Below are 22,294 nucleotides of genomic sequence, written 5' to 3'. Positions count from 1 at the left end.
ATTCCCCGTCAGCCGCCCGCGAGTTCCTCGACCATCTCCAGGGCGTGGGCGTTGGCCGCGGCGACGATCGCGCGGGCGGCCTCGGGGTCGTGCCGGGACAGCGCGTCGACCAGGTCGATGTGGCCGGCCCACAGGCGGCCGCGTACCTCGGGGAGGCGGCGCAGGTGCTGGACCGCGCAGACCCAGGAGCGGACGCGCAGGCGGTGCAGGAACTCGGCGAGGTAGGGGTTGCCGAACAGCACGCTCAGCTCGCGCCAGAAGCGGAGGTCGTACCCGATGAGGACGGTGAGGTCGCCGGCCGCGTTCGCCCGCTGGGCCTCCTCGCCCCTGCGCCGTACGGTCGCCAGCGCGGCGGCGGTGTCGGGGTCGTCCGGGTCCGCGAAGGCGGGATGTCCCTTGCCGAGGACGCGGAACATGCCCTCGGTGACCAGCGAACGGGCCTCGATCATGCCCCGGTAGTCGCCCAGGGAGTATTCCGGGACCCGGAACCCCCGGTGGTGGTCCGCCTCCAGCAGGGCCTGCGCCGACAGGTCGACCAGCGCCTCCCGTACGGGCGTGGCGGACACCCCGTACTGGTCCGCGATCTCCTTGACGGTGAACGCCCGCCCCGGGAGCAGTCGCCCGGCAAGCACCTCGTCCCGCAGCGCGTCGGCGATCTGCTGCCGCAAGGTACTGCGCGTCACGGCGCCGTAGCCGGGCATCGTCCGGGAGTCTCCTCACACGAATGGGGCCGGTCTCGTATGCACGTGCCTATTCCCACTACCCCTTACGAGCACGTCACCTTACGCGTTCATCCCCTGCCGGGCATCAGCCCCGGTGCCCTTTATGTGCGCGGCCCCACCGCGGGCCCGCCGGCCGGCGGGTGCGGTGGGGCCGGGACGGCCGCCCCGGCCGGGGGCGGGCGCCGTGTGCGGGAGGAGCCTCAGGCGGCCGTGGTGTGCTCGTCCGCCACGGTCAGCGCCGCGTCCAGCGCGGCCAGGCCCTCCTTCAGCTCGGGCTCGGTGATGTTGCAGGGCGGGACCACATGGGTGCGGTTCATGTTCACGAAGGGCCACAGGCCGTGCTTCTTCGCCGCCGCGGCGAAGGCGGCCATCGGGGCGTTCGCCTCGCCCGCGGCGTTGTAGGGGACCAGGGGCTCGCGGGTCTCGCGGTCCTTGACGAGCTCCAGGGCCCAGAACATGCCGGTGCCGCGCACCTCGCCCACGCTCGGGTGGCGCTCGGCCAGCGCGGCGAGCGCGGGGCCGAGGACGGTCCGCCCGAGGCGCCTCGCGTTCTCCACGACGCCCTCGCGCTCCATGACCCCGATCGTGGCGACCGCCGCCGCGCAGGCCAGCGGGTGGCCGGAGTAGGTGAGACCGCCCGGGTAGGGGCGCTTGGCGAAGGTCTCCGCGATCGCCCCGGAGATGGCCACACCGCCGAGCGGGACGTAACCCGAGTTGACCCCCTTGGCGAAGGTCATCAGGTCCGGGACCACCCCCGACAGGTCCGCCGCGAACCACTCGCCGGTCCGGCCGAACCCGGCCATCACCTCGTCCAGCACGAACACGATGCCGTGGCGGTCACAGATCTCGCGGACCCCGGCGAGGTAGCCCGGCGGCGGCACCATGATCCCGGCCGTGCCGGGGATCGTCTCCAGGATCACCGCCGCGATCGTGCCGGGCCCCTCGAAGCGGATGGTCGTCTCCAGGTGCTCCAGCGCCCGCGCGCACTCCTGCTCCTCGGTCTCCGCGTAGAAGCGGGAGCGGTAGAGGAACGGCGCCCAGAAGCGCACCACGCCCGCGCTGCCGTTGTCGGAGGGCCAGCGGCGCGGGTCACCGGTGAGGTTGACCGCCTGCTGGGTGCCGCCGTGGTACGAGCGGTAGGCCGACAGCACCTTGGGGCGGCCGGTGTGCAGCCGGGCCATCCGGATCGCGTGCTCCACCGCGTCCGCGCCCGCGTTGGTGAAGAAGATCTTGTCCAGGTCGCCGGGGGTGCGCTCCGCGATCAGCCGTGCCGCCTCCGAGCGCGCCTCGACGGCGAACGCGGGCGCGAACGTCGTCATCCGCGCGGCCTGCTCCTGGATCGCCGCGACGACCTCGGGGTGCTGGTAGCCGATGTTGGTGAAGACGAGCCCACTGGTGAAGTCCAGGTACCGCTTGCCGTCGTAGTCCCAGAAGTACGAGCCCTCCGCGCCCGCGACGGCGAGCGGGTCGATCAGGTCCTGCGCGGACCAGGAGTGGAACACGTGCGCCCGGTCGGCGGCCTTCACGGCGGCACCGGTCTCGGGGTCGGGGGTGGGGGTCTGCTCCGGGTTCGGCTGAGGCGTCATGCGGGTGAGGGTAGGCGGCGGACGCGGGCCCGCGACATCGGCGGTCTGTTGCGGGCGGGGGCGGGATGCGCGACAGGTTGTCGTGAGTACGGGTGCCTTGGACGGGGGGACCCGTCCCGTATGCCCGCACTATCCTCGGTTCCGGGTCTGCGGGCGGGCACCCGCACGGCTTTCGACGGGTGAGGGCGGGGGGCGGCTCGGGTGGAGCATTCGGCTGTGGGGGACGGACAGTCGCCGGTGGGGCGGGGGCATCCGGAAGGGGGCGACGGGGGGCACGGACGGCGGGGGTCGGTCCTGCTCGTGCTGGTGGGCCTGGTCGTCCTGCTGGGGGCCGGGGGGACCGTGGTGGCGCTGATGCGGGGCGGAGGGGTGTCGGACACCGCCACCGTGCCCGATCCGGCGGGCCTGGTTCCCCAGGGGTTCCTCGGGGAGTGGGAGGCCCGTGCGGACGGCGCCGGTACCCGGCGGCTCACCCTCGGCCAGGGACGGGTGGGGGAGCGGGTGCTGTCGCTCGTCGTGGACGACACCCACCGGCACTGCGCGTTCGCCGCCGAACTCCTCCGGCCGCCCGGTGGCGACGGGCCGTTACGGGTCGGAGCGGCCGACGTCACCTCCGGTACGTGCACGGCCGGCGCCCCCAGCGTCCTCACGCTCCTGCCGGACGGCCGGCTGAAGCGGGAGGACGCCGGAGGCGCCGGGAAGGTCATCTACGAGCGGTCCGGCGGGAAGGGGTAGCCCGGGGCGCCTGGCGAGCGGGCATCCCTATCGCGACTCCGGCGGGCGCTGGCGCGGCATGTGGGGCCGCGCGCCGTTCGGCGGGGGGAAGTGCCGGGGCGCGGGAGCCGTGGCGTCCGGGCGCTGGGCGGGCAGGGCGGTGTGGGCCGACAGCGGGGGGCGTCCCGTACGGAACTCCAGCAGCCAGTCCGTGGTCTCGGTACGGACCACCTCCGCCACGTCCTCCGAGAAGCGGCGCAGGATGCCCAGGCACCGTTCCGCCGCCTCGCCCGCCGTGCCCTCGGCGGGCCCCAGCATCTCGCGCGCGCTCTCCGAGGCCCAGTCGAACTGGAGTGCCTGCAGGCGCCGCCCCACGGCCTGGGCCGTCGCCATGTCCCGCATCCAGCCCGAGGTCAGCCCGAAGCAGCGGTCCGCGCCGGCGCACGCGGCGCCGAACAGCAGCGCCAGGTAGCCCCAGGGCCCGCAGCCCGACACCGCGCCGGTCGCGTCCAGCAGCGGCAGCGCCACCCCGGCGACGACGCCCGCGGCCGTACCGGCCCGCAGGGTCCGTGCCGCGCGGCGGCGCCACATCCGGTCCGCGAGGTACCAGTCGGCCGTGCGCAGCGCCCCCTGCTCCACCCACCGGTACAGCTCGTCCAGCCGCTCCGCGGGCTCACCCCAGTCCCCGAGCGGCATGGCGCGCCCCACCAGGTCCCCCGGCCGCGGCGCGCCCGGCTCCCGCCCGCCGTGCCGGGGCCCGTTCACGGCCCGCCCGTCACGGCCCTGCCCGTCCTCGCCGTCCGGCCCCGGACCGTCCCAGTCCCGGTCGTCGTCCAGCCGTGGTCCATCCATGTCCCGGTCGTCCCGCCCTGCCGCGTCCTTGCCCAAGTCATCCCACCGTGATCCGCCCCGGTCCGGTCCGGCCTTCCGGGGCCGCCCGTCCCCCGGCCCGGCCGACCGCGTACGGGAGGGGTGCGCCCGCGGCGGTGCGAAGCCTCCTTCCTACCGCCCGGCGGCTGGCGGGGAGCCCGGTTCGGCGGGCATGACGCCCGTAAGGGGGGCGTGATCAGGTAGGGGGCCGGGGCCGATCTCACCCGAAAGAGTGGCAGGGCGAGGGCCGCCCGGACCACGTAGGCTCGTGCCGAGCAGACAACCCGTACAGAAGTGGCGCGCGAGAGACAGGAGACCCCCGTGATCCCCGGTGGTGGCCAGCCCGACATGCAGCAGTTGCTCCAGCAGGCCCAGAAGATGCAGCAGGACCTCCAGCGGGCCCAGGAGGAGCTGGCGGCCACGGAGGTCGACGGCCAGGCGGGCGGCGGCCTGGTGCGGGCGACCGTGACCGGCTCCGGCGATCTGCGCGCGCTGAAGATCGACCCGAAGGCGGTGGACCCGGAGGACACCGAGACCCTCGCGGACCTCGTCGTCGCGGCCGTCCAGGCGGCCAACGAGAACGCGCAGGCCCTCCAGCAGCAGAAGCTCGGCCCGCTGGCCCAGGGACTCGGCGGCGGCATCCCCGGTCTGCCTTTCTGACGCCGGGGCAACTACGGTACGTATCGCAAGGTCTTGAAGGAAAGGCAGTCCGTTGTACGAAGGCGTGGTCCAGGACCTCATCGACGAGTTGGGGCGGCTCCCCGGCGTCGGTCCCAAGAGCGCGCAGCGGATCGCCTTCCACGTCCTCCAGGCCGAGCCGACGGACGTCAAGCGGCTCGCCCAGGCCCTGCTGGAGGTCAAGGCGAAGGTCCGCTTCTGCGCGGCCTGCGGGAACGTCGCGCAGGAGGAGCTGTGCAACATCTGCCGCGACCCGCGCCGCGACCCCTCGGTCATCTGCGTGGTCGAGGAGCCCAAGGACGTCGTGGCCATCGAGCGCACCCGTGAGTTCCGGGGCAAGTACCACGTCCTCGGCGGCGCCATCAGCCCCATCGAGGGCGTCGGCCCGGACGACCTGCGGATCAGGGAACTCCTGGCCCGGCTCGCCGACGGCACGGTCACGGAGCTGATCCTCGCCACCGACCCCAATCTCGAAGGCGAGGCCACGGCGACGTACCTCGCCCGCATGATCAAGCCCATGGGTCTGAAGGTCACCCGTCTGGCCAGCGGCCTCCCGGTCGGCGGGGACCTGGAATACGCGGACGAGGTCACCCTCGGCCGCGCCTTCGAGGGGAGACGACTCCTAGATGTCTGACGCCACGCTGCACGCCACCGCGCAGAACCCGGACGACTTCGCGGTCCAGATCGCCGACCAGGTCGAGAGCTTCCTGGTCGCCGTCACCGAGGTCGCCAAGGGCGACGAGCCCGGCTCCACCGTGCCCTTCCTGCTGCTGGAGGTCTCCCAGCTCCTGCTGGCGGGCGGCCGCCTCGGCGCGCACGAGGACTTCGTCCCCGACGAGCGCTACGAGCCCGACCCCGGCCCCGAGCAGGACGCGGACAACCTGCGCGAGAACCTGGCCCGGCTGCTGGACCCCGTCGACGTCTACTCCGAGGTCTTCGACCCGTACGCGCCCAGGACCGCCCCGGTGGCGGCCCGGATCTCCGACGACCTCGCGGGCGTCATCACCGACCTGCGCCACGGCATGGTCCACTACCGGGCCGGCCGCACCACGGAGGCCCTGTGGTGGTGGCAGTTCTCCTACTTCTCCAACTGGGGCCCCACCGCCTCCGCCGTGCTGCGCGCCCTGCAGTCGGTGCTGATCCACGTCCGCCTGGGCCAGCCCCTGGAGGAGCTGGACGGCCTCGACACCGACCAGGACCTGGGCGACGAGGCGCTGGAGCTGGAGGCCGGACGCGTCATGGCCGAGGAGATCGGCACGCCCCTCGGCATCCGCCAGGCCCGCTAGCGGAGCCGGTGCCGGGCTGCCGCCTCGCGCGCCCGCGTCCGGCGCGCCGGGCACCGGCAGCGTGACCGCCTCCGGTACGGGGTCCATCGCCGCAGTTCAGCCCGAGGCTCAAGCCTCGGGCTTCGAGCTTCTCCATGGGTTTCTGGGCTGGGTGAAAACCAACCCAACCAACCAGATCTCCAGGTGAGTTGAAGCCGCCTACCTCGAAAGTGTGACTTTCTGTGATCGGCTTGCGCTGGAGAGTAAAGCCGCCCTAGGTTCGCGGCAATAGATCGGCCCCGGTCGGTGCGCCAACACCGGCTCCGGGGCCTGGACCTACGGATCGAAAGAGAGTCGATCGTGGTTTCCACTTACCCTAGCCCTGCCCTGCCGTCCCCGCAGCACCCCATGGCCACATCGGGCTACGGCAAGCGCTCTGCCGGTGACGAAAACCCGCACGGCGACCCGGACTTCGCACATCTGAGCCCCCGTGACCGCGAGATCGCCGTCTTCGTCGACCACCTCGACGACGGTCACGCGATGGGCTACAAGGCGATCGCCGCCGTACACCCCCGCTACGGCCAGCAGGCCGTGCGCACGTCGCTGAAGCGCGTCACCGCGGCCGGCCACCTGCGGCACATCCGGGAGCACCTCACCGTCGAGGACAACTCGATGCGCTGGGTCACGCGGACGTACTGGTCGCGTACGCCCAGGTCACCGGAGTGGTGGGCGGAGTTCGTACGCGAGCGCAAGGGCCTGGACGTCACCGACCAGTACGAGTCCGGGCTGGCGCGGGCCGCCGAAGCCGCCCCGGCCGCACTCGACGAGGAGCCCTCCGAGGAGCCCTCGGACGAGCCCGGCGCCGCCTACCGCACCCTCGCCGACCTCCGCGACGCGGACCCGCGCATGTCCCTGTCCGCGTCGGACTGCCGTGCTCTCGAATCCCTCGCCGCGCAGTGGCTGGCCCTCGGCGCGACGCCGCAGGAGATCACCAGGGCCCTGACCGACGGGCTCCCGCCCGCCGTCACCAACCCGGGCGGACTCGCCCGTAAACGACTGGAGGACAAGATGCCCCCGACGAAGGCGAAGATCCGGCAGAAGGCCGGTGGGCGCCGCGCCCGCGTCAGCCGCGTGATCATGGCCTGCGCCACCTGCGACGCGGACGAGCGCACGACGGAGATCATCGACGGGATCTGCCGCGAGTGCCATGCCGAGATCGAGGCGGATGAGGCGGCCGAGATGGAAGGGCCGCCGCCGGTCGGGTACGTCCCGGAGACGTTCCTGCGTGACCCGGCCGACGACACCGGAGTGGTCGACGTGACCCACTGGGCGGCCGAGCTGCGCAGGGCGGCCGGGCTGCGGCCCAGGGCGGGGAGGGACGTATGAGCGTGCGGGAGGCACCGGCCGGGGCACCATGGAGTCGAGGAGGCGACGCCATGACCCCCAGGACCGAAGACCGGCCGCAGATGTCCGTCGAGGAGTTCGAGGAGCTCGAACGCCATGCCCCGGAGACCGTGCGGCTTGAGTTCATCAATGGGAAGGTCCAGGTCAGATAGGTCACGTCGCACGACCGCTACCTCCATGCCGAGAAGTCGCCCTTCGGTGCCTCCGTCAAGCTGCCCGACCCCGTCGACATCATCCTCGACACCGCCCCCCTCGGAGAGTTCGTCGACTGACACGCTGTGACGCGGGGCACTTTCCGCGTGGCCCGCGTACCGCTGGGCAGGTTCGGGACCGGGCGTACGACGTCTCACCATGCGGGAGCGCGATGGTGGATTTCGGACGCTCGATAGACTGAGCCGACACAAACGAACCGAGCGAGGAGCGCACGTGGGCCTTGTCGTGCAGAAGTACGGAGGCTCCTCCGTAGCCGATGCCGAGGGCATCAAGCGCGTCGCCAAGCGGATCGTGGAAGCCAAGAAGAACGGCAACCAGGTGGTTGTCGTGGTCTCCGCGATGGGCGACACGACGGATGAGCTGATCGATCTCGCCGAGCAGGTTTCTCCGATGCCTGCCGGGCGTGAATTCGACATGCTGCTGACCGCCGGAGAGCGTATCTCCATGGCCCTGCTGGCGATGGCGATCAAAAAGCTGGGCCACGAGGCCCAGTCGTTCACGGGCAGCCAGGCAGGTGTCATCACCGACTCGGTCCACAACAAAGCCCGCATCATCGACGTCACGCCGGGCCGCATCCGCACCGCGCTGGACGAGGGCAACATCGCCATCGTCGCCGGTTTCCAGGGTGTGAGCCAGGACAAGAAGGACATCACCACGCTGGGCCGCGGCGGTTCCGACACCACCGCCGTCGCGCTGGCCGCCGCGCTCGACGCCGAGGTCTGCGAGATCTACACCGACGTGGACGGCGTGTTCACCGCCGACCCGCGCGTGGTGAAGAAGGCCCGGAAGATCGACTGGATCTCCTTCGAGGACATGCTGGAGCTGGCCGCGTCCGGCTCCAAGGTGCTGCTCCACCGCTGCGTGGAGTACGCCCGCCGGTACAACATCCCGATCCACGTGCGCTCCTCCTTCAGCGGGCTGCGCGGCACGTGGGTCAGCAGCGAGCCGATCGAGCAAGGGGAACAGCAGGTGGAGCAGGCCATCATCTCGGGTGTCGCGCACGACACCTCCGAGGCCAAGATCACCGTCGTCGGCGTGCCCGACAAGCCGGGCGAGGCCGCGGCCATCTTCCGGACCATCGCCGACGCGCAGATCAACCTCGACATGGTCGTGCAGAACGTGTCGGCGGCCTCCACGGGCCTGACCGACATCTCCTTCACCCTGCCGAAGACCGAGGGCCGCAAGGCCATCGACGCCCTGGAGCGCAACCGCGCCGGCATCGGTTTCGACTCCCTGCGCTACGACGATCAGATCGGCAAGATCTCCCTGGTCGGCGCCGGGATGAAGACCAACCCGGGTGTCACGGCCGCCTTCTTCGAGGCGCTCAGCGACGCGGGCGTGAACATCGAGCTGATCTCGACCTCCGAGATCCGCATCTCGGTCGTCACCCGCGCCGACGAGGTCCCCGAGGCCGTCCGCGCCGTGCACACCGCCTTCGGGCTCGACTCCGACACCGACGAGGCCGTCGTCTACGGAGGCACGGGCCGCTGATGGCACGCACCGGTCGCCCGACACTGGCGGTCGTGGGGGCGACCGGAGCCGTGGGAGCGGTGATGCTCCGCATCCTGTCCGAACGGGCGGACGTCTGGGGCGAGATCCGCCTGATCGCCTCCCCGCGCTCGGCCGGCCGCAAGCTGGCCGTGCGCGGCGAGGAGGTCGAGGTCGTCCCTCTCACCGAGGACGTCTTCGACGGCGTCGACGTCGCCATGTTCGACGTGCCCGACGACGTCTCCGCCCGGTGGGCGCCCCTGGCCGCCGCGCGCGGCGCGGTCGTCGTGGACAACTCCGGCGCCTTCCGCATGGACCCCGACGTGCCGCTCGTGGTCCCGGAGGTCAATCCGCACATGACGCGGGCGCGACCGCGCGGGATCGTCGCCAACCCCAACTGCACCACCCTGTCGATGATCGTCGCGCTGGGCGCGCTGCACGCCGAGTTCGGGCTGCGCGAGCTGGTCGTCTCCTCGTACCAGGCGGTCAGCGGGGCCGGGCGGGCCGGGATCGAGACGCTGCGCGCCCAGCTGTCCCTGGTCGCGGGCACCGATCTGGGCAGCGCGCCCGGCGACGTGCGCCGTGCGGTGGGCGAGCTGACCGGGCCCTTCCCCGAGCCGGTCGCGCTCAACGTCGTGCCGTGGGCCGGGTCGTTGCGCGAGGACGGCTGGTCCTCGGAGGAGATGAAGGTCCGCGACGAGACCCGCAAGATCCTCGGACTGCCCGACCTCCCGGTCGCCGTGACCTGTGTCCGGGTCCCGGTCGTCACCACCCACTCCCTGACCGTCCACGCCCGTTTCCAGGGTGAGGTCACGGTGAACGGCGCCCGCGAGATCCTCGCCACCGCCCCCGGCGTCGTCCTCTGCGACGATCCGGCGGCCGGTGAGTACCCGACCCCGGCCGATGTCGTGGGCACCGATCCCACCTGGGTGGGACGGGTGCGGCGGGCGCTCGACGACCCGGCGGCGCTCGAACTCTTCGTCTGCGGCGACAACCTGCGCAAGGGCGCCGCGCTCAACACCGCACAGATCGCCGAACTGGTCGCCGTCGAAATGATGTGAGAATCCGGTGATGTTCATGGGATTCTTGTCGTAGATGTGGCCGGTGCCATGGTCCTGGCCACTTGTACCGATCCTCCGTCGCGACGGAGGATTTCCCTCCCCGTGCTCCGCAACCGCGTGAGTGCGGGGAGCGTCTTTGCTCTCACCCTGGTGCGACGGGACGTGGATTCCGGGCGTGGGGCGTCGCGGTCGGGCGTGGTGACGCCCTTTCAACTAGGCGTAGGGGAAGAGCGGGGCGCATGGCGGCACTTGAGGAACTGTCGGTCGTCGTGGATGTGACGCCCGGCACGTACAACCCTGCGGGGGGTACGCGTGTCCAACTGGCGTGGCAGAGGTACTCGAACTTGCACCGGCTCTCTTCGAGCCGGGCGTATCCCCAGCAGTCCGCGGCGCTGCGGCGCTCCGGCCGGCCCGTGCGGTCCGTCCGCGTGTGCCCGGCGGCATGCCGGTGATCGCGCCGATGCCCGCCGCCCGTCCCACCCGCATACCCGGCCAGCGCGACGGCGCCGACGACACCGCGGGTGACGCGGCCGCCGGCACGACCGTCGACCATCTCACCGAGACCTACCGGGCGCACTACCGCTCCCTGCTCGGTCTCGCCGCCCTGCTCCTGGACGACACCGCCTCCTGCGAGGATGTCGTGCAGGAGGCGTTCATCCGCGTTCACTCGGCGCGCAAACGCGTCCGGGAGCCGGAGAAGACGCTGGCCTATCTGCGCCAGACGGTCGTCAACCTCTCCCGTTCCGCGCTGCGCCGCCGCATCCTGGGCCTGAAGCTGCTCTCCAAGCCGATGCCGGACATGGCGAGCGCGGAGGAGGGGGCGTACGACCAGCTGGAGCGGGACTCCCTCATCAAGGCGATGAAGGGGTTGCAGCGCCGTCAGCGCGAGGTGCTGGTGCTGCGCTACTTCGCGGACATGACGGAGGCCCAGGTGGCCGAGACGCTCGGCATCTCGCTGGGCTCGGTGAAGGCGTACGGCTCACGGGGCATCGCCGCGCTGCGGGTGTCCATGGGAGCCTCGGCATGAGCGAGCATCCGGAGCACGCCGAGTCCGAGTCCGCCACGGGGGCCGACCAGAACGACACGCCGACGCACGCTGGGAACGAAACTGTGAACGACGGCCCCCACGGGGACGACTCCACCGGTCCCGACGACGAGCGCGCCACCCGGGACGCATCCGGCGAGGGCGCGGCCGCTCCGGAACCCGAGAGCGAGCCCGAGCCCGAGAGCGAGCCCGAGTCCGCGACCGAACCGGACACCGCGCCGCAGGCGGCCGGGAGTTCCGGCCCGGACCGGACGCGCGAACTCGATCTCGACGGGTTCGAGCGGCTGCTCGGACTGGGCGCGCCGACAGGCGGGCGGGCAACGGGCGGGCGGCCGGCGGCCGGGCGGAGCGGGATCGAGCCCGACGGACTCGACGACGACCTCGGGTCGGACGAGCAGGCGCTGCGGCGGCTGCTGCAGTCCGCCGTGGAGGACGTGGAGCCCCGGGCCGGCTCGCTGGAGCATCTGCGCCGGGCCGTCCCCGCGCGGCGGGCCCGCAAGCGGCACGCCGCGGTCGGGATGGCGGCGGCCGCCCTGCTGCTCGGTACGGCTATCCCCGCCCTGGTGCACGTCTCCAACGCCGGGAGCACCGACCCCAACACCGCCATGGCGGGCCAGTCCGAGTCGACCCAGGGCTCCGAGGGCCGGGGCCGGGCCACCGACGGCGCCACCGGCGACACCCGCGGCACCAGCGGCGACACGCGGGGCGAGGGCAAGGACGGCCACGACAAGGACGAGCCCGGCAAGAAGGGCGACGGTGATTCCGTGTCCGCCGGTGCGGCCGACCCCTCGGCGAGCCTCGACTCCGGTGCCCCGGTGTGCGGCCCGGCCCAGCTGGGCGTCGCGGGCAGCGCGGGCGGTCCCGACTCCGGCGGCGCGGTCTACGGCAGCTTCCGGGTCTCCAACGTCTCCGGCACCCCCTGCACGGTCACCGCTCCCGGGCAGGTCGGCGCCGTGGCGATCGGCGCGGCGGACCAGGCCAAGCTGGGCGTCACCTCGCACGTGTCCGGCGACGCCGCGAGCGCGCTGCCGGACCCCTCGCTGACGGTGTCGGTGCTGGTGCTCCAGCCGGGCTCCGCGTACACGCAGCCGTTCGCCTTCGTGCCCTCGGAGACCTGTCCGGTGCAGGGCGGCGGCGGTTCCGACACCACGACCGGCGGCGGTTCGGCCACCGGCGGGCCCACGCCCGACCCCACGCCCAGCCAGGACCCGGGCACGACCGGCACCACGGACAACACCGGAGGCACGGTCGGGGCGGCCCCGCAGCTGCTCACCGTCGACGGTCCGGCGGACGGCGGCGTCCAGGTCACGTACAGCACGGCGTCCGGCGCCGGGGCGACCGCGGTCGTGTCGAACGCCTGCGCGGGGACGGTGTACTACTCCGGGATGCAGTCCGCGGGCTAGGGCCTTTCTTCCGGATCAGGCCGGCTCGGGCCGACGGTGCCTCCGGGCCGAGCCGAGCGGGGTCTGGTGCGTGCGGCTGCAAGGCGGAGGAGGGAGTCGACGCGGAGCGGTGGGGGTCCCCCCTGCTCGAGCGAAGTCGAGAGCTTGGGGGAGAGTGACGACAACGCGGCAGACGTGCGTGCCAGGGCCCGCGACCCCGGCAAGATCCGGAAGACAGGCCCTAGGCCAGGTCAGGCCGGGTCAGCTCAGACGGTGGTCGGTGTGCCGGCGTCCTCCGGGGCGCCGGCACCGTCCGTCACGAGGCCGAGTTCGGCGTCGCGGATCGCCTCGGCCTCGCGGCGCAGCAGCCGGAACCACATGAAGACCACGAACCCGGCGAAGACGAACCACTCACCGGTGTAGCCGAGGTTCTGGAACGCCTTCAGGTCCAGGCCGGTCCCGGCGGGCGCGGTCGCGGGCACCGCCTTCATCCCGGCGTCGCCCCGGTCGAGCGTGACCCACGCCTCGTACAGCCGGTCCGGCACCAGGTTCACCAGGGAGGCCGGGCTGATGGCGTTGGTCTGCCCGGCGGGCAGACCGCCGGTCGCGGGGACGCCGTTGCTGCCCGGGGCCTCGGGGGCCTGGAGCGCGCCGGTGACGGTGACCTTCCCGGCCGGGGGCTCGGGCGCCTTCGCCGCGTCGGCCGTACCGGGCAGCCAGCCCCGCACCACGGGCAGGGACTCGCCGGTGGAGGTGCGCAGCAGGGTCAGGACGTAGAAGCCGGACTTCCCGTCCAGCTCACGGCCGGGCACCAGCAACTGCCTGCCGTACGAGCCGCTCACCTCGACCCGCCGCCCCGACGTGGCCTTGTCGACGGGCAGCATCCGCGCGAGCGGCACCGCCTCGCCGTGCCGGGAGGCCGCCGCCTGTTCGGTGGCGGTGCGATGGTCCTGCACCCGCCCCTCGAACCGGCTGAGCTGCCACGACCCCATGAACACGCAGAAGGGGATGGCGAGCAGCACGAAGACGTTGATGCCCCACCAGCGGGGTGTCAGCAGAAACCGGTACACACCCCAAAGGTACGGCGCCTCCTTTATCACCCTCACGGTGCCCCCCGGTGGTCAGCCCCCCAGGGGGCCGACCTGGTGCAGGCCCCGGCAGAGGGCGTCGAAGGCACGGACCGCCTCGGGGGTGACGGCGTCCCGGACCCGGCCGGGGGCCGCGCCCGACATCACGCCGTCCCTCAGCTCGCGCAGCACCGCCCGGTAGGTCCCGGCCAGCGCGCCCGCGAGCAGGGCAGGCAGCGGGGGCTCGTACGGCGTGAGCGGCGGGTGGTCCGCGAGGGCGGCGGCCAGGGCGGCCTCCGCGTGCTCACCGATCTCCCGCTCGCGGGCGCGCAGCGCGGGGCTGTCGAGCACGACCCGCCAGAAGCGGTCCGCGCCGGGGCGCAGGCCGAGGGTGGGTTCGTCGCGCGCGAGGGCCGACAGCAGGTCGTCGCGGACGGTCTCCACCGGGCAGGCCGTGGGCGCGCGGTCGCGCACCAGTGACCCGGTCGAAGCCGTGCTCCAGGAACAGTTCCAGCGCCGCGTCGGCGATGGCCGTACGTCTGCCATGACCGCCGCGCTGGACGCGCTCCAGGACGGAGTTCGTCCGCGAGGCGGTCCGGACGTACGGGTCCCGGCTGGCGTCGGTCCAGATATGCGAGGAGCCCAATGTGCGGCTGCCGGTGCTGGACGGCAGCGTGCCCGGTGTCCTGGACGCCCTCGTGCGGGGTGTCGTCGCGGCCAAGCGGGAGGCCCGCGCCCTGGGGCTGCCGGTCGCGGTGGGCTTCAACGCCGTACCGGTCTTCGACCCCGCCGACACCTTCTGGTCCGACCTGGCCGCCCTCGCCGACGACGAGTTCCTGGCGAGCCTGGACTACGTGGGCGTCGACTTCTTCCCCGACGTGTTCCGTCCGCTCCCTCCGGAGAACCTGGCCGGCGCGGTCACCGGAGTCCTGCGCGGCTTCCGCGACACCGATCTGCCCAGGGCGGGCATCCCGGCCGGCGTCCCGCTCCGCGTCTGCGAGAACGGCTGGCCCACGGGCCCCGGCCGCCCCGAGGCCCGCCAGGCCGCCACCCTGGACACGGTCGTCCGCACGGTCGCCGCCCTGGCGGACGAACTCCGCGTCGACTCCTACGCGTTCTTCTCCCTGCGGGACGCCGACAGCCACGGGGACGGTCTGTTCCACCACTTCGGGCTGCTCCGCGACGACTACACGCCCAAACCCGCGTTCGCCACCTACCAGAACCTCATTGCCCAGCTCAGGGGTGTCCCGTAGGGCACCGGGCGGGAGATCCTAGGGGGCATGGACAAAGCTGACGTAGCTGTGGAGATGCCGGACTGGGAGAAGCGGTTCCGGGCGCCGAGGGTCTCGCTGCCCGACTGGGCCGAGGACGCGCCTGACCGGTCGCTGTTCGTGTCGAACGCGACCGGCACCTACGAGCTGTACGCGTGGGACCGCGCGAGCGGCGGGCAGCGGCAGGCGACGGACCGGCCCAACGGCACGACGGACGGCGTGCTCTCGCCCGAGGGCGCCTGGATCTGGTGGTTCGACGACAAGGACGGGGACGAGTTCGGGGTCTGGCGCCGCCAGCCCTTCGGGGGCGGCGCCGACGAGACGGCCGTACCGGGCCTCGCGCCCTCCTACCCGGCCGGTCTGGCGCTGGGCCGGGACGGGCGGACGGCCGTGGTCGGCCGCTCGACGGACGAGGACGGTACGACGATCCACCTCGCGCGCGCCGGTGAGGCGCCGGTGGAGATCTACCGGCACCGCGAGTCCGCCGGTGTCGGCGACCTCTCGCACGACGGCTCGCTCATCGCGATCGAGCACACCGAGCACGGCGACGCCATGCACAGCGCCCTGCGCGTGCTGCGCCCGGACGGGACGGCCGTCGCCGAGCTGGACGACACGCGCGGCGGCTCCGAGGAACTGGGTCTGGAGGTGCTGGGCTTCGCCCCCGTGGACGGCGACACCCGCCTCCTGATCGGCCACCAGCGCCGGGGCCGCTGGGAGCCGCTGGTGTGGGACGTGGCGAGCGGCGCGGAGACGGACCTCCCGCTGGACCTGCCCGGCGACGTGGCCGCCGAGTGGTACCCGGACGGCTCCGCCCTGCTGATCGCGCACGGCTTCGAGGCCCGCAGCGAGCTGTTCCGCTACGACCTCGCCACCCGTGAGCTGGACCGCATCCCCACCCCGCCGGGCACGGTGTCGGGGGCGACCGCCCGCCCGGACGGCAGCGTGGAGTACCTGTGGTCCTCGGCCGCCGAGCCGCCGATGGTCCGCTCCACCGCGGGCCATGTCGTACTGGACCCGCCCGGCATGAAGTGCCCGCCGTCGGTGGCGGTGGAGGACGTGTGGGTGGACGGCCCCGGCGGCCGCATCCACGCCCTCGTCCAGAAGCCCGCCGGGGCCACCGGCCCGCTGCCCACCGTGTTCGACCTGCACGGCGGCCCCACCTGGCACGACAGCGACTCCTTCGCCGCGGGCCCGGCGGCCTGGATCGACGAGGGGTACGCCGTCGTCCGCGTCAACTACCGGGGCTCCACCGGGTACGGGCGCGCCTGGACGGACGCGCTCAAGCACCGGGTCGGCCTGATCGAGCTGGAGGACGTCGCGGCGGTGCGCGAGTGGGCCGTCTCCAGCGGCCTCGCCGACCCCGAGCGCCTGGTCCTCACCGGCGGCTCCTGGGGCGGCTATCTCACCCTCCTCGGCATCGGCACCCAGCCGGAGGCGTGGACGGTGGGCATCGCCGTGGTGCCGGTCGCCGACTACGTCACCGCCTACCACGACGAGATGGAGGCGCTGAAGGCCATGGACCGCACCCTCCTCGGGGGCACCCCGGAGGAGGTCCCGGACCGCTTCGCCGCGTCCTCGCCGCTGACCTACGTGGACCAGGTCAAGGCGCCCGTCTACATCTCGGCCGGCGTCAACGACCCCCGCTGCCCGATCCGCCAGATCGACAACTACGTGGACCGCCTCCAGGACCGGGGCGCCCCCCACGAGGTCTACCGCTACGACGCCGGCCACGGCTCGCTGGTCGTCGGCGAGCGCATCAAGCAGGTGCGCCTGGAGATGGACTTCGCCCGGCGGCACCTGGGCGGCTCGGAGCAGTAGGCGCCGCTCAGCCCAGCTCCGCCAGACCCCGGCGGGTCGCCGCGATCACCACCCGGTCGTCCTTCGTCAGGAGGCGGCCGGGTGGCGTGTCGGGCTCCCCTTCCACGGCCACGGCCCGCCAGACACCGGGGACGAACGCCTCCGCCAGGGTGCGGCCCTCCAACTGGGGGCGGCCCGCGACGTCCACCGAGGCGAACAGCAGGACGCGGCGCTCCACCGGGACCGCGCCCAGGACCCGGCGGCCCAGCATGGCCCCGGCGAAGGCGGGGGCCGAGAGGTAGGAGACGCTGCGGCTGCGGGTGGTGGCCAGGGGGTGGGCGACCCGCAGGGTGCGGTAGACGGCGGTGGCGAAGTCGTCGTCGTACAGGCGCAGTACGGCGCGGAGGTCGGGGCGGACGCCGCGGGCGTACAGGACGGCCTCCAGGTTGGTGGTGTCCGCGCTGGTCACCGCGAGCAGGGCGTGCGCCCGGTGGATCTTGGCCGCCTCCAGGACGCCCTCCTGCGTGACGTCCCCGATGACCACCGGCACCCGCAGCCGCCGTGCCACGGCGAGTCCGCGCGCCTCCGGGTTGCCCTCCACGCACACCACCGGGATGTGCAGTTCCCGCAGCCGGATCAGCACCCGCGTACCGATCTTGCCCAGCCCCAGCAGGACGACGTGCCCGCCCAGCCCGCGCGGCGGTTTGCGCAGCGCGGACTGCGTACGGAAGGTGCCCAGCCCTTCGAGGACGGCGGCCAGCAGCACCGGGAGCAGCAGCAACCCGACTAGGCCGGACAGCAGTTGGAGGATCTGGCGGCCGATCGGCTGGCCCAGCGCGGGGTCGTCGATGGCGAAGAGGTCCAGCAGGGTCAGGTAGAAGGCGCGCAGGGGATGGATGCCGGTCACGATCGACAGGGCCACGGCGAGCGCGATCACGCACCCGGCGAGCACGGCCAGCGACCACCTCAACTGCTTGGAGAACAGGGAGGACAGGGGCGGGACACCGCCCACGCCGAGCCCGTTGCCCGCCGCCGCGCCCTCTGTCGCGGAGAACCGCTCCAGCACGACCGTGGACCGGTTGCCCGCCCGGCGCACCTCCTCGTCGTCGGGCAGCAGTAGCGGCCCCTCGTCGCCGTCGTCGGACGACAGCAGCGCCAGCGTGCGCACCCCGAGCGGCAGGGGGACCCCGTCCGGCGGTGAGATCCGTTCCACCGCGCGCAGCAGCAGCCCGTCCGCCTGGATCACCTTGCCGGTGCCCGCGACGGCGGTCGCGGCGAGAGCGGGCGCGGCGGTGTCGGCGTCGGAGAGCACGGAGGTGGCCGCGTCCCGGACGTCCTCGTCGCTCTCGCCGACCAACACGGCCGCCTGGTCGAGGAGTTCCTCGATGTGCTGGCCCAGCCGCCGGTTGTACAGGCGCAGTACGAGCCGCAGCCGGGGGTTGAGCCGGCGGGCGGTGAGCGCGGCGCGGATGTTGGTCTCGTCGTCCTCGTACACGAGCGCCAGCGCTGCCGCCCGCTCCACCCCGGCCTCGGCGAGCACCTGTTCGGTGAGGAACTCGGTCTCCAGCACGCGTTCCCCGCCCCGGAGCCCGCCCCCGCCCGCGGAGCCGCTCCCGGTTGCGTGGCCGGCTCCGCCCCGGCCGACCGCCACCGACACCACCCGGTCGAACAGCGCCGCCGGAGCCGACCGGGGCCGCCCGATCACCGGCCGCCGCGCGGTGCGCGCGCTCGGCGGCACGACGAGGACGACCTGCTCGCCGTAGACTCCGCGCAACTCGGCGGACAGCCGGTGCGCGAGACCGTCGTCCCCGCACACCACCATGGGCGCCGACGCGCCATCGGGACCGCCCTGATACGGAACGCTGCTCGCCACGAGGGGAAAGACTGCCCCAAGAAGGCGGTCGGTTCCAGCCGACGCCTGAACGGGCCGCCCGGCGACCGCGTACCGCACAGCAGCCGCATCCAGCCGGAGGTATCCCAGCCGTGGCCATCACCGAAGACGCCCCGCCCGGCGCGGAGTCGGGTACAGGACCGCCCGGCGGGAAGCCCGGCGGTGGCCGGCTCAGCTCTCCTCTCGTCCTCACCCTGGTGCTGCTCCTCGCCGTCCTCGCCCAGGGGCCGGTCCGGGGCGCGCTCGGCACCCCGGTGATGCAGAGCTGGACCACGGTGTTCGTCGCGGTGACTGTGCAGGCGCTGCCCTTCCTGGTGTTCGGGGTGCTGCTGTCGGCCGCCATCGCCGTCTTCGTCCCGCCCGCGTTCTTCGCCCGCGCCCTGCCCGGCCGGCCCGCGCTCGCCGTACCGGTCGCCGGGCTCGCGGGCGCGGTGCTGCCGGGGTGCGAGTGCGCGTCGGTGCCGGTGGCGGGCGCGCTGGTGCGGCGCGGGGTGACCCCGGCGGCCGCGCTGGCGTTCCTGCTGTCCGCGCCCGCGATCAACCCGATCGTGCTCACCGCCACGGCCGTCGCCTTCCCGAACGACCCGGAGATGGTCCTCGCCCGGTTCGCCGCGAGCCTGCTGGTGGCCTGCGCGATGGGCTGGCTGTGGCAGCGGCTCGGCCGGGACGCCTGGCTGCGGCCGCCCGCGCACGGCGCGCACGAGGGCGCGACGAGGGCGGAGACCTTCTGGAACTCCGTACGCCACGACACCCTGCACGCGGGCGGATTCCTGGTGGTCGGCGCGATGGCCGCCGCCACCCTGAAGGCCGTCGCCCCGGCGGAGTGGCTGCGCACGGCCGCGGGCAACCCGTTCCTCGCGGTGCTCGCCCTCGCCGCGCTCGCCGTGGTGCTGTCCATCTGCTCGGAGGCGGACGCGTTCGTCGCCGCCTCGCTGACCGACTTCTCCCCGACGGCCAAGCTGGTGTTCCTGGTGGTGGGCCCGATGATCGACCTCAAGCTGTTCGCCATGCAGGCCGGCACCTTCGGCCGGGGCTTCGCGCTGCGCTTCGCCCCGGCGACGTTCGCGCTGGCCGTCACGGGCGCGCTGGTCACCGGGGCGGTGCTGCTGTGAACCGCCAGGCGCAGGCCGCCGTCATGTTCCTGCTCGGCGGAGCGCTGCTGCGCGCGGGCAGCACCGACCTCTACCTCCGCTACGTCAAGTCCGGCCTGCGGCCCCTGGTCCTGGTGGCCGGGGTGGTCCTGACCGTCGTCGCGCTGGCCACGTTCTGGTACGAGCGGAAGCGGGCCGCCGCCGGTCACCCGCACCCCGAGCCCCGTGTCGCCTGGCTCCTGGTGCTGCCGGTCCTCGCCCTCATCCTCATCGCCCCGCCCGCGCTCGGCTCGTACAGCGCGGTACGCACCGGTACGGCCCTCCAACCGCCGTATGGCCTGGGTCCGTTGCCCACCGCGGACCCCGTCCGGCTGAGCGTCGTCGACTACGCCTCCCGCGCGGCCTACGGCCACACCCTGCGCGGCCGCACCGTCCGGGTCACCGGGTTCCTCGCGCTGGACGCCGAGGGCACGCCGTACCTGGTCCGCATGGCACTCAACTGCTGCGCGGCCGACGCCCGCCCGGTGAAGGTGGGCCTGACCGGGCAGCTCCCGCCGGTGCTGAAGCCGGACGCGTGGCTGGAGGTGACGGGGGTGGACGCCTCGCGCCGGACGCGGGACCCGGTCAACAACGGGATCATCCCGTACCTGCGGGTCACCTCCGTCCGGCCGGTGGCCGCTCCGGCCGACCCCTACGACGAGACGTGGAACACCTGAGGGACGCCGCGCCGAGCGCGGTCTCGGCGGCGGCGGTGCGGGCGCGGAGGCGGCGCTCGCCGAGCTGCGCGACACCGGGCTTGTCCGGCACCTCGGGCTGTCCGACATCCAGCCTTCCGGCGGTCAGCTGAGGCAGATGACCAGCAGGCAGACGTGCGAGGGGGAGGCCGACGGGGACGAGGTGGGCGAGGGGGACTGCGACTCGGTGGCCGTCGCCGACGGGGCGGGGGTGTCCGTGGTGGTGTCGGGGGACGGGGTGCCCTTTGCGGGCGCGCTCTTCGTGGGCGTGCGCGAAGGGGTGGAGGACTGCTTCGTCGAACCCGTCGAACCCGTCGAACCCGTCGAGCCCGCCTGGTCCGTGGGGACCAGGGGGGAGGCGGGGGTGACGGAGTCCGACGCCGGGCTGTGGGGGAGGGGCAGCAGGGAGCGGGAGTGGGGCGCGGCCGAGGGGGACGCCGAGCGGGACGGCTTCCGGTGCTCGGGGGTGGCCTTGTCCGGAGCGGGGCTGGTGGAGCGGGGCGCCGCGGGGGTCTCAGGCTCGGTGCTCGTGCGCGACGGGCCGCCCGGGGTGGTGGGCAGCGCCGGGGAGGCCGTCGGTGCCGGGAGGCCGGCCGTGGCCTCGGGACCGGTACCGCCCATGGGCCGCTCGCCCTGCGCGGCCGTGGGCCGGGTGCGGTCGGCCGGCTGGTGGTTGAGCGCCGCGAAGGTGAGCCCGCTGCCGACCAGGGCCACGGCGGCCGCCAGGACGGCCCGGCGGCGGGTCCTGCGCCAGCGGGTCTGCTCGCGGCGCCGTGCGGCGCGCCCGGAGCCGGCGGGTGTCCCGGCCGGAGGCTGTGGGACGGCCGGCGGGGGCACCGGCCTGCTGCGGCGGGCGGCCGGGGGATCCTCCTCGCCGGACCGCCGGACGGCGTACGCGCTCGGCCGGACCGGCATCGGGGCCAGGTCGGGAGCGGCGCAGACACCGCAGCCGGGGCAGACCAGGGCGCCGTTCAGATGCCGACGGCAGGCGGAGCAGTAGTCCATTCGCGGTCTTCCTGGGTCGACGGGCACGGGCGAGGCGCCGCCACCGTAACGGGGCTTTCAGAAGACTGTGTGCGCCCCATGTGTCTCTCGTGCACACATTCCCGGGGGATTCCAGGTGGCCGGACCCTGTGTGATCCGTGACCCAGGTCACATGGCCGCATGTCACACCCGGTCCGCCCCGCCCGTCGTAACCGTGAAGTCATCGCGACCGGACCACAGGAGTGCAGCCATGGACGCTCGTCTCAACCCCTTCGCCATCCCCGCCGCCGCCAAGGTCGTCAAGCACATCAACGCGGCCGGAAAGGTGGTCTCGGACTCCACCCTCCCCGCCGCCACGCAGGAGCTGGTGAAGATCCGCGCCAGCCAGATCAACGGGTGCGGCTTCTGCCTCGACATGCACACCAAGGAGGCCGCGCACGCGGGCGAGACCCAGCAGCGGCTGAACCTGGTCGCCGCCTGGCGCGAGGCCACCGTGTTCACCGACGCCGAGCGCGCCGCCCTCGAACTGGCCGAGCAGGGCACCCGCCTGGCCGACACCCCGGGCGCGGTCACCGACGAGGCGTGGGCGAACGCCGCCAAGCACTACGACGAGGACCAGCTCGCGGCCCTGGTCTTCCTGATCGGCCTCATCAACGCCTACAACCGCATGAACGTCATGATCCGCATGCCCGCCGGGAGCTACCAGGTCGGCCAGTTCGCCTGAGGGGGCCGGCCCGGCCCCCTCGCCGGGTGATCCGGAGGCGAGACGGCGTGTGCGCCCCGCCGCGCGCACGCCCCTCGCCTATCGTCGGCCGAACACCGACATCCGGAGTGAAAATGGGAAAAACGGATGAGCTGGTGGGAGTGGTCGACGGGACGGCGACGGTAGCCACCCGCACCGCCCCACCGGCCCGCCCCGGCCCCGTACGTCCCGTGCTAGGGCCTGTCCGGCGGATCTTCGTGGGCCCGCGACGCCTGGCACGCGCTCTCGCCGCACGCCCGAATCATCCAAGTACATCCAGTACGAGGGA

At 73.4% G+C, this 22,294-nt stretch carries 21 protein-coding genes and 1 pseudogene; 15 read left to right on the top strand and 7 right to left on the bottom strand.

The features are described from left to right. Positions 1–8: 8 nt before the first annotated feature. Both ABZ898_RS28925 and ABZ898_RS28920 read right to left on the bottom strand, forming a co-directional pair. Positions 9–701 (bottom strand): GntR family transcriptional regulator, encoded by a 693-nt coding sequence (locus tag ABZ898_RS28925; protein ID WP_361665175.1) that lies wholly within the window; start codon positions 699–701, stop codon positions 9–11. Positions 702–922: 221 nt separating this feature from the next. Then, the gene (locus tag ABZ898_RS28920; protein ID WP_361665172.1) at positions 923–2,308 is read right to left on the bottom strand and encodes an aspartate aminotransferase family protein; all 1,386 of its coding nucleotides are present in this window, start codon (positions 2,306–2,308) and stop codon (positions 923–925) included. Between the two features lie 216 nt (positions 2,309–2,524). Here ABZ898_RS28920 and ABZ898_RS28915 point away from each other — a divergent pair, with 216 nt between their 5' ends. After that, entirely contained in the window at positions 2,525–3,043 is a 519-nt protein-coding gene (locus ABZ898_RS28915) for a hypothetical protein (RefSeq protein ID WP_361665169.1), read from the top strand. A gap of 27 nt (positions 3,044–3,070) precedes the next feature. Here ABZ898_RS28915 and ABZ898_RS28910 read toward each other — a convergent pair whose 3' ends face one another. Then, on the bottom strand, positions 3,071–3,874 hold the full coding sequence (locus ABZ898_RS28910; protein ID WP_361665166.1) for an SLATT domain-containing protein: 804 nt from the start codon (positions 3,872–3,874) through the stop codon (positions 3,071–3,073). Between the two features lie 339 nt (positions 3,875–4,213). On the opposite strand from ABZ898_RS28910, the gene ABZ898_RS28905 reads away from it, so the two are divergent. The 9 genes and pseudogenes from ABZ898_RS28905 to ABZ898_RS28865 all read left to right on the top strand — a co-directional run bounded on the left by ABZ898_RS28905 (position 4,214) and on the right by ABZ898_RS28865 (position 12,449). Then, positions 4,214–4,552 carry a YbaB/EbfC family nucleoid-associated protein gene (locus ABZ898_RS28905; RefSeq protein WP_361665163.1) on the top strand — a complete coding sequence of 113 codons (339 nt, stop codon included), beginning with the start codon at positions 4,214–4,216 and terminating at the stop codon, positions 4,550–4,552. 52 nt (positions 4,553–4,604) lie between these two features. After that, positions 4,605–5,204, top strand: coding sequence for a recombination mediator RecR (gene recR, locus ABZ898_RS28900; RefSeq protein ID WP_361665160.1), 600 nt, complete (start codon positions 4,605–4,607; stop codon positions 5,202–5,204). Next, complete coding sequence (locus tag ABZ898_RS28895; RefSeq protein WP_361665157.1) at positions 5,197–5,856, top strand: DUF5063 domain-containing protein; 660 nt, start codon at positions 5,197–5,199, stop codon at positions 5,854–5,856. Before recR ends, ABZ898_RS28895 begins: the two co-directional genes overlap by 8 nt. Before the next feature lie 387 nt (positions 5,857–6,243). Then, positions 6,244–7,221, top strand: a complete 978-nt coding sequence (locus ABZ898_RS28890) for a hypothetical protein (RefSeq protein WP_361665154.1) — start codon at positions 6,244–6,246, stop codon at positions 7,219–7,221. Between the two features lie 50 nt (positions 7,222–7,271). After that, a pseudogene (locus ABZ898_RS28885) lies at positions 7,272–7,388 on the top strand (Uma2 family endonuclease); the annotation flags it as partial. A 277-nt stretch (positions 7,389–7,665) separates the two neighbouring features. Further along, entirely contained in the window at positions 7,666–8,943 is a 1,278-nt protein-coding gene (locus ABZ898_RS28880; RefSeq protein WP_361665151.1) for an aspartate kinase, read from the top strand. Next, entirely contained in the window at positions 8,943–10,001 is a 1,059-nt protein-coding gene (locus ABZ898_RS28875) for an aspartate-semialdehyde dehydrogenase (RefSeq protein WP_361665148.1), read from the top strand. Before ABZ898_RS28880 ends, ABZ898_RS28875 begins: the two co-directional genes overlap by 1 nt. Positions 10,002–10,443: 442 nt before the next feature. Continuing rightward, a complete protein-coding gene (locus ABZ898_RS28870; protein WP_361665232.1) occupies positions 10,444–11,028 on the top strand; it encodes a SigE family RNA polymerase sigma factor in 585 nt (194 codons plus the stop codon). Further along, positions 11,025–12,449 (top strand): hypothetical protein, encoded by a 1,425-nt coding sequence (locus tag ABZ898_RS28865; protein WP_361665145.1) that lies wholly within the window; start codon positions 11,025–11,027, stop codon positions 12,447–12,449. Before ABZ898_RS28870 ends, ABZ898_RS28865 begins: the two co-directional genes overlap by 4 nt. 245 nt (positions 12,450–12,694) lie before the next feature. Here ABZ898_RS28865 and ABZ898_RS28860 read toward each other — a convergent pair whose 3' ends face one another. Continuing rightward, the gene (locus ABZ898_RS28860) at positions 12,695–13,498 is read right to left on the bottom strand and encodes an SURF1 family protein (protein ID WP_361665142.1); all 804 of its coding nucleotides are present in this window, start codon (positions 13,496–13,498) and stop codon (positions 12,695–12,697) included. Between the two features lie 51 nt (positions 13,499–13,549). Further along, on the bottom strand, positions 13,550–14,041 hold the full coding sequence (locus ABZ898_RS28855) for a hypothetical protein (protein ID WP_361665139.1): 492 nt from the start codon (positions 14,039–14,041) through the stop codon (positions 13,550–13,552). A 101-nt stretch (positions 14,042–14,142) separates the two neighbouring features. Between ABZ898_RS28855 and ABZ898_RS28850 the strand changes: the two genes are divergently transcribed. Next, positions 14,143–14,748, top strand: a complete 606-nt coding sequence (locus ABZ898_RS28850; protein WP_361665136.1) for a hypothetical protein — start codon at positions 14,143–14,145, stop codon at positions 14,746–14,748. 27 nt (positions 14,749–14,775) lie between these two features. Continuing rightward, entirely contained in the window at positions 14,776–16,584 is a 1,809-nt protein-coding gene (locus ABZ898_RS28845) for a prolyl oligopeptidase family serine peptidase (RefSeq protein WP_361665133.1), read from the top strand. A gap of 7 nt (positions 16,585–16,591) precedes the next feature. Here the strand turns inward: ABZ898_RS28845 and ABZ898_RS28840 are convergent, their stop codons facing one another. Then, complete coding sequence (locus tag ABZ898_RS28840; RefSeq protein ID WP_361665230.1) at positions 16,592–18,385, bottom strand: NAD-binding protein; 1,794 nt, start codon at positions 18,383–18,385, stop codon at positions 16,592–16,594. A gap of 161 nt (positions 18,386–18,546) precedes the next feature. Between ABZ898_RS28840 and ABZ898_RS28835 the strand changes: the two genes are divergently transcribed. Both ABZ898_RS28835 and ABZ898_RS28830 read left to right on the top strand, forming a co-directional pair. Next, positions 18,547–19,566: a permease gene (locus tag ABZ898_RS28835; RefSeq protein WP_361665130.1), complete on the top strand. Its 1,020-nt coding sequence runs from the start codon at positions 18,547–18,549 to the stop codon at positions 19,564–19,566. Then, positions 19,563–20,261, top strand: a complete 699-nt coding sequence (locus ABZ898_RS28830; protein WP_361665127.1) for a TIGR03943 family protein — start codon at positions 19,563–19,565, stop codon at positions 20,259–20,261. The genes ABZ898_RS28835 and ABZ898_RS28830 overlap by 4 nt, the downstream gene beginning before the upstream one ends. Before the next feature lie 123 nt (positions 20,262–20,384). Here the strand turns inward: ABZ898_RS28830 and ABZ898_RS28825 are convergent, their stop codons facing one another. Then, positions 20,385–21,284 carry a hypothetical protein gene (locus ABZ898_RS28825; protein WP_361665124.1) on the bottom strand — a complete coding sequence of 300 codons (900 nt, stop codon included), beginning with the start codon at positions 21,282–21,284 and terminating at the stop codon, positions 20,385–20,387. Positions 21,285–21,513: 229 nt separating this feature from the next. On the opposite strand from ABZ898_RS28825, the gene ABZ898_RS28820 reads away from it, so the two are divergent. Further along, positions 21,514–21,987 (top strand): carboxymuconolactone decarboxylase family protein, encoded by a 474-nt coding sequence (locus ABZ898_RS28820; protein WP_361665121.1) that lies wholly within the window; start codon positions 21,514–21,516, stop codon positions 21,985–21,987. Positions 21,988–22,294 lie beyond the last annotated feature (307 nt).

Source organism: Streptomyces sp. NPDC046860 (genome assembly GCF_040645115.1).
Classification (GTDB): domain Bacteria; phylum Actinomycetota; class Actinomycetes; order Streptomycetales; family Streptomycetaceae; genus Streptomyces.
The sequence above is the reverse complement of the archived record's forward strand: the minus strand, read 5'-3'. Positions and strand labels throughout refer to the sequence as shown.

Excerpts from the sequence above, each read along its gene's own strand:
- ABZ898_RS28925 (WP_361665175.1), bottom strand. The coding sequence starts at position 701 with ATGCCCGGCTACGGCGCCGTGACGCGCAGTACCTTGCGGCAGCAGATC.
- ABZ898_RS28920 (WP_361665172.1), bottom strand. The coding sequence starts at position 2,308 with ATGACGCCTCAGCCGAACCCGGAGCAGACCCCCACCCCCGACCCCGAG.
- ABZ898_RS28910 (WP_361665166.1), bottom strand. The coding sequence starts at position 3,874 with ATGGATGGACCACGGCTGGACGACGACCGGGACTGGGACGGTCCGGGG.
- ABZ898_RS28895 (WP_361665157.1), top strand. The coding sequence starts at position 5,197 with ATGTCTGACGCCACGCTGCACGCCACCGCGCAGAACCCGGACGACTTC.
- ABZ898_RS28890 (WP_361665154.1), top strand. The coding sequence starts at position 6,244 with ATGGCCACATCGGGCTACGGCAAGCGCTCTGCCGGTGACGAAAACCCG.
- ABZ898_RS28875 (WP_361665148.1), top strand. The coding sequence starts at position 8,943 with ATGGCACGCACCGGTCGCCCGACACTGGCGGTCGTGGGGGCGACCGGA.
- ABZ898_RS28870 (WP_361665232.1), top strand. The coding sequence starts at position 10,444 with ATGCCGGTGATCGCGCCGATGCCCGCCGCCCGTCCCACCCGCATACCC.
- ABZ898_RS28865 (WP_361665145.1), top strand. The coding sequence starts at position 11,025 with ATGAGCGAGCATCCGGAGCACGCCGAGTCCGAGTCCGCCACGGGGGCC.
- ABZ898_RS28855 (WP_361665139.1), bottom strand. The coding sequence starts at position 14,041 with ATGGCAGACGTACGGCCATCGCCGACGCGGCGCTGGAACTGTTCCTGG.
- ABZ898_RS28845 (WP_361665133.1), top strand. The coding sequence starts at position 14,776 with ATGGACAAAGCTGACGTAGCTGTGGAGATGCCGGACTGGGAGAAGCGG.
- ABZ898_RS28840 (WP_361665230.1), bottom strand. The coding sequence starts at position 18,385 with ATGGTGGTGTGCGGGGACGACGGTCTCGCGCACCGGCTGTCCGCCGAG.
- ABZ898_RS28825 (WP_361665124.1), bottom strand. The coding sequence starts at position 21,284 with ATGGACTACTGCTCCGCCTGCCGTCGGCATCTGAACGGCGCCCTGGTC.
- ABZ898_RS28820 (WP_361665121.1), top strand. The coding sequence starts at position 21,514 with ATGGACGCTCGTCTCAACCCCTTCGCCATCCCCGCCGCCGCCAAGGTC.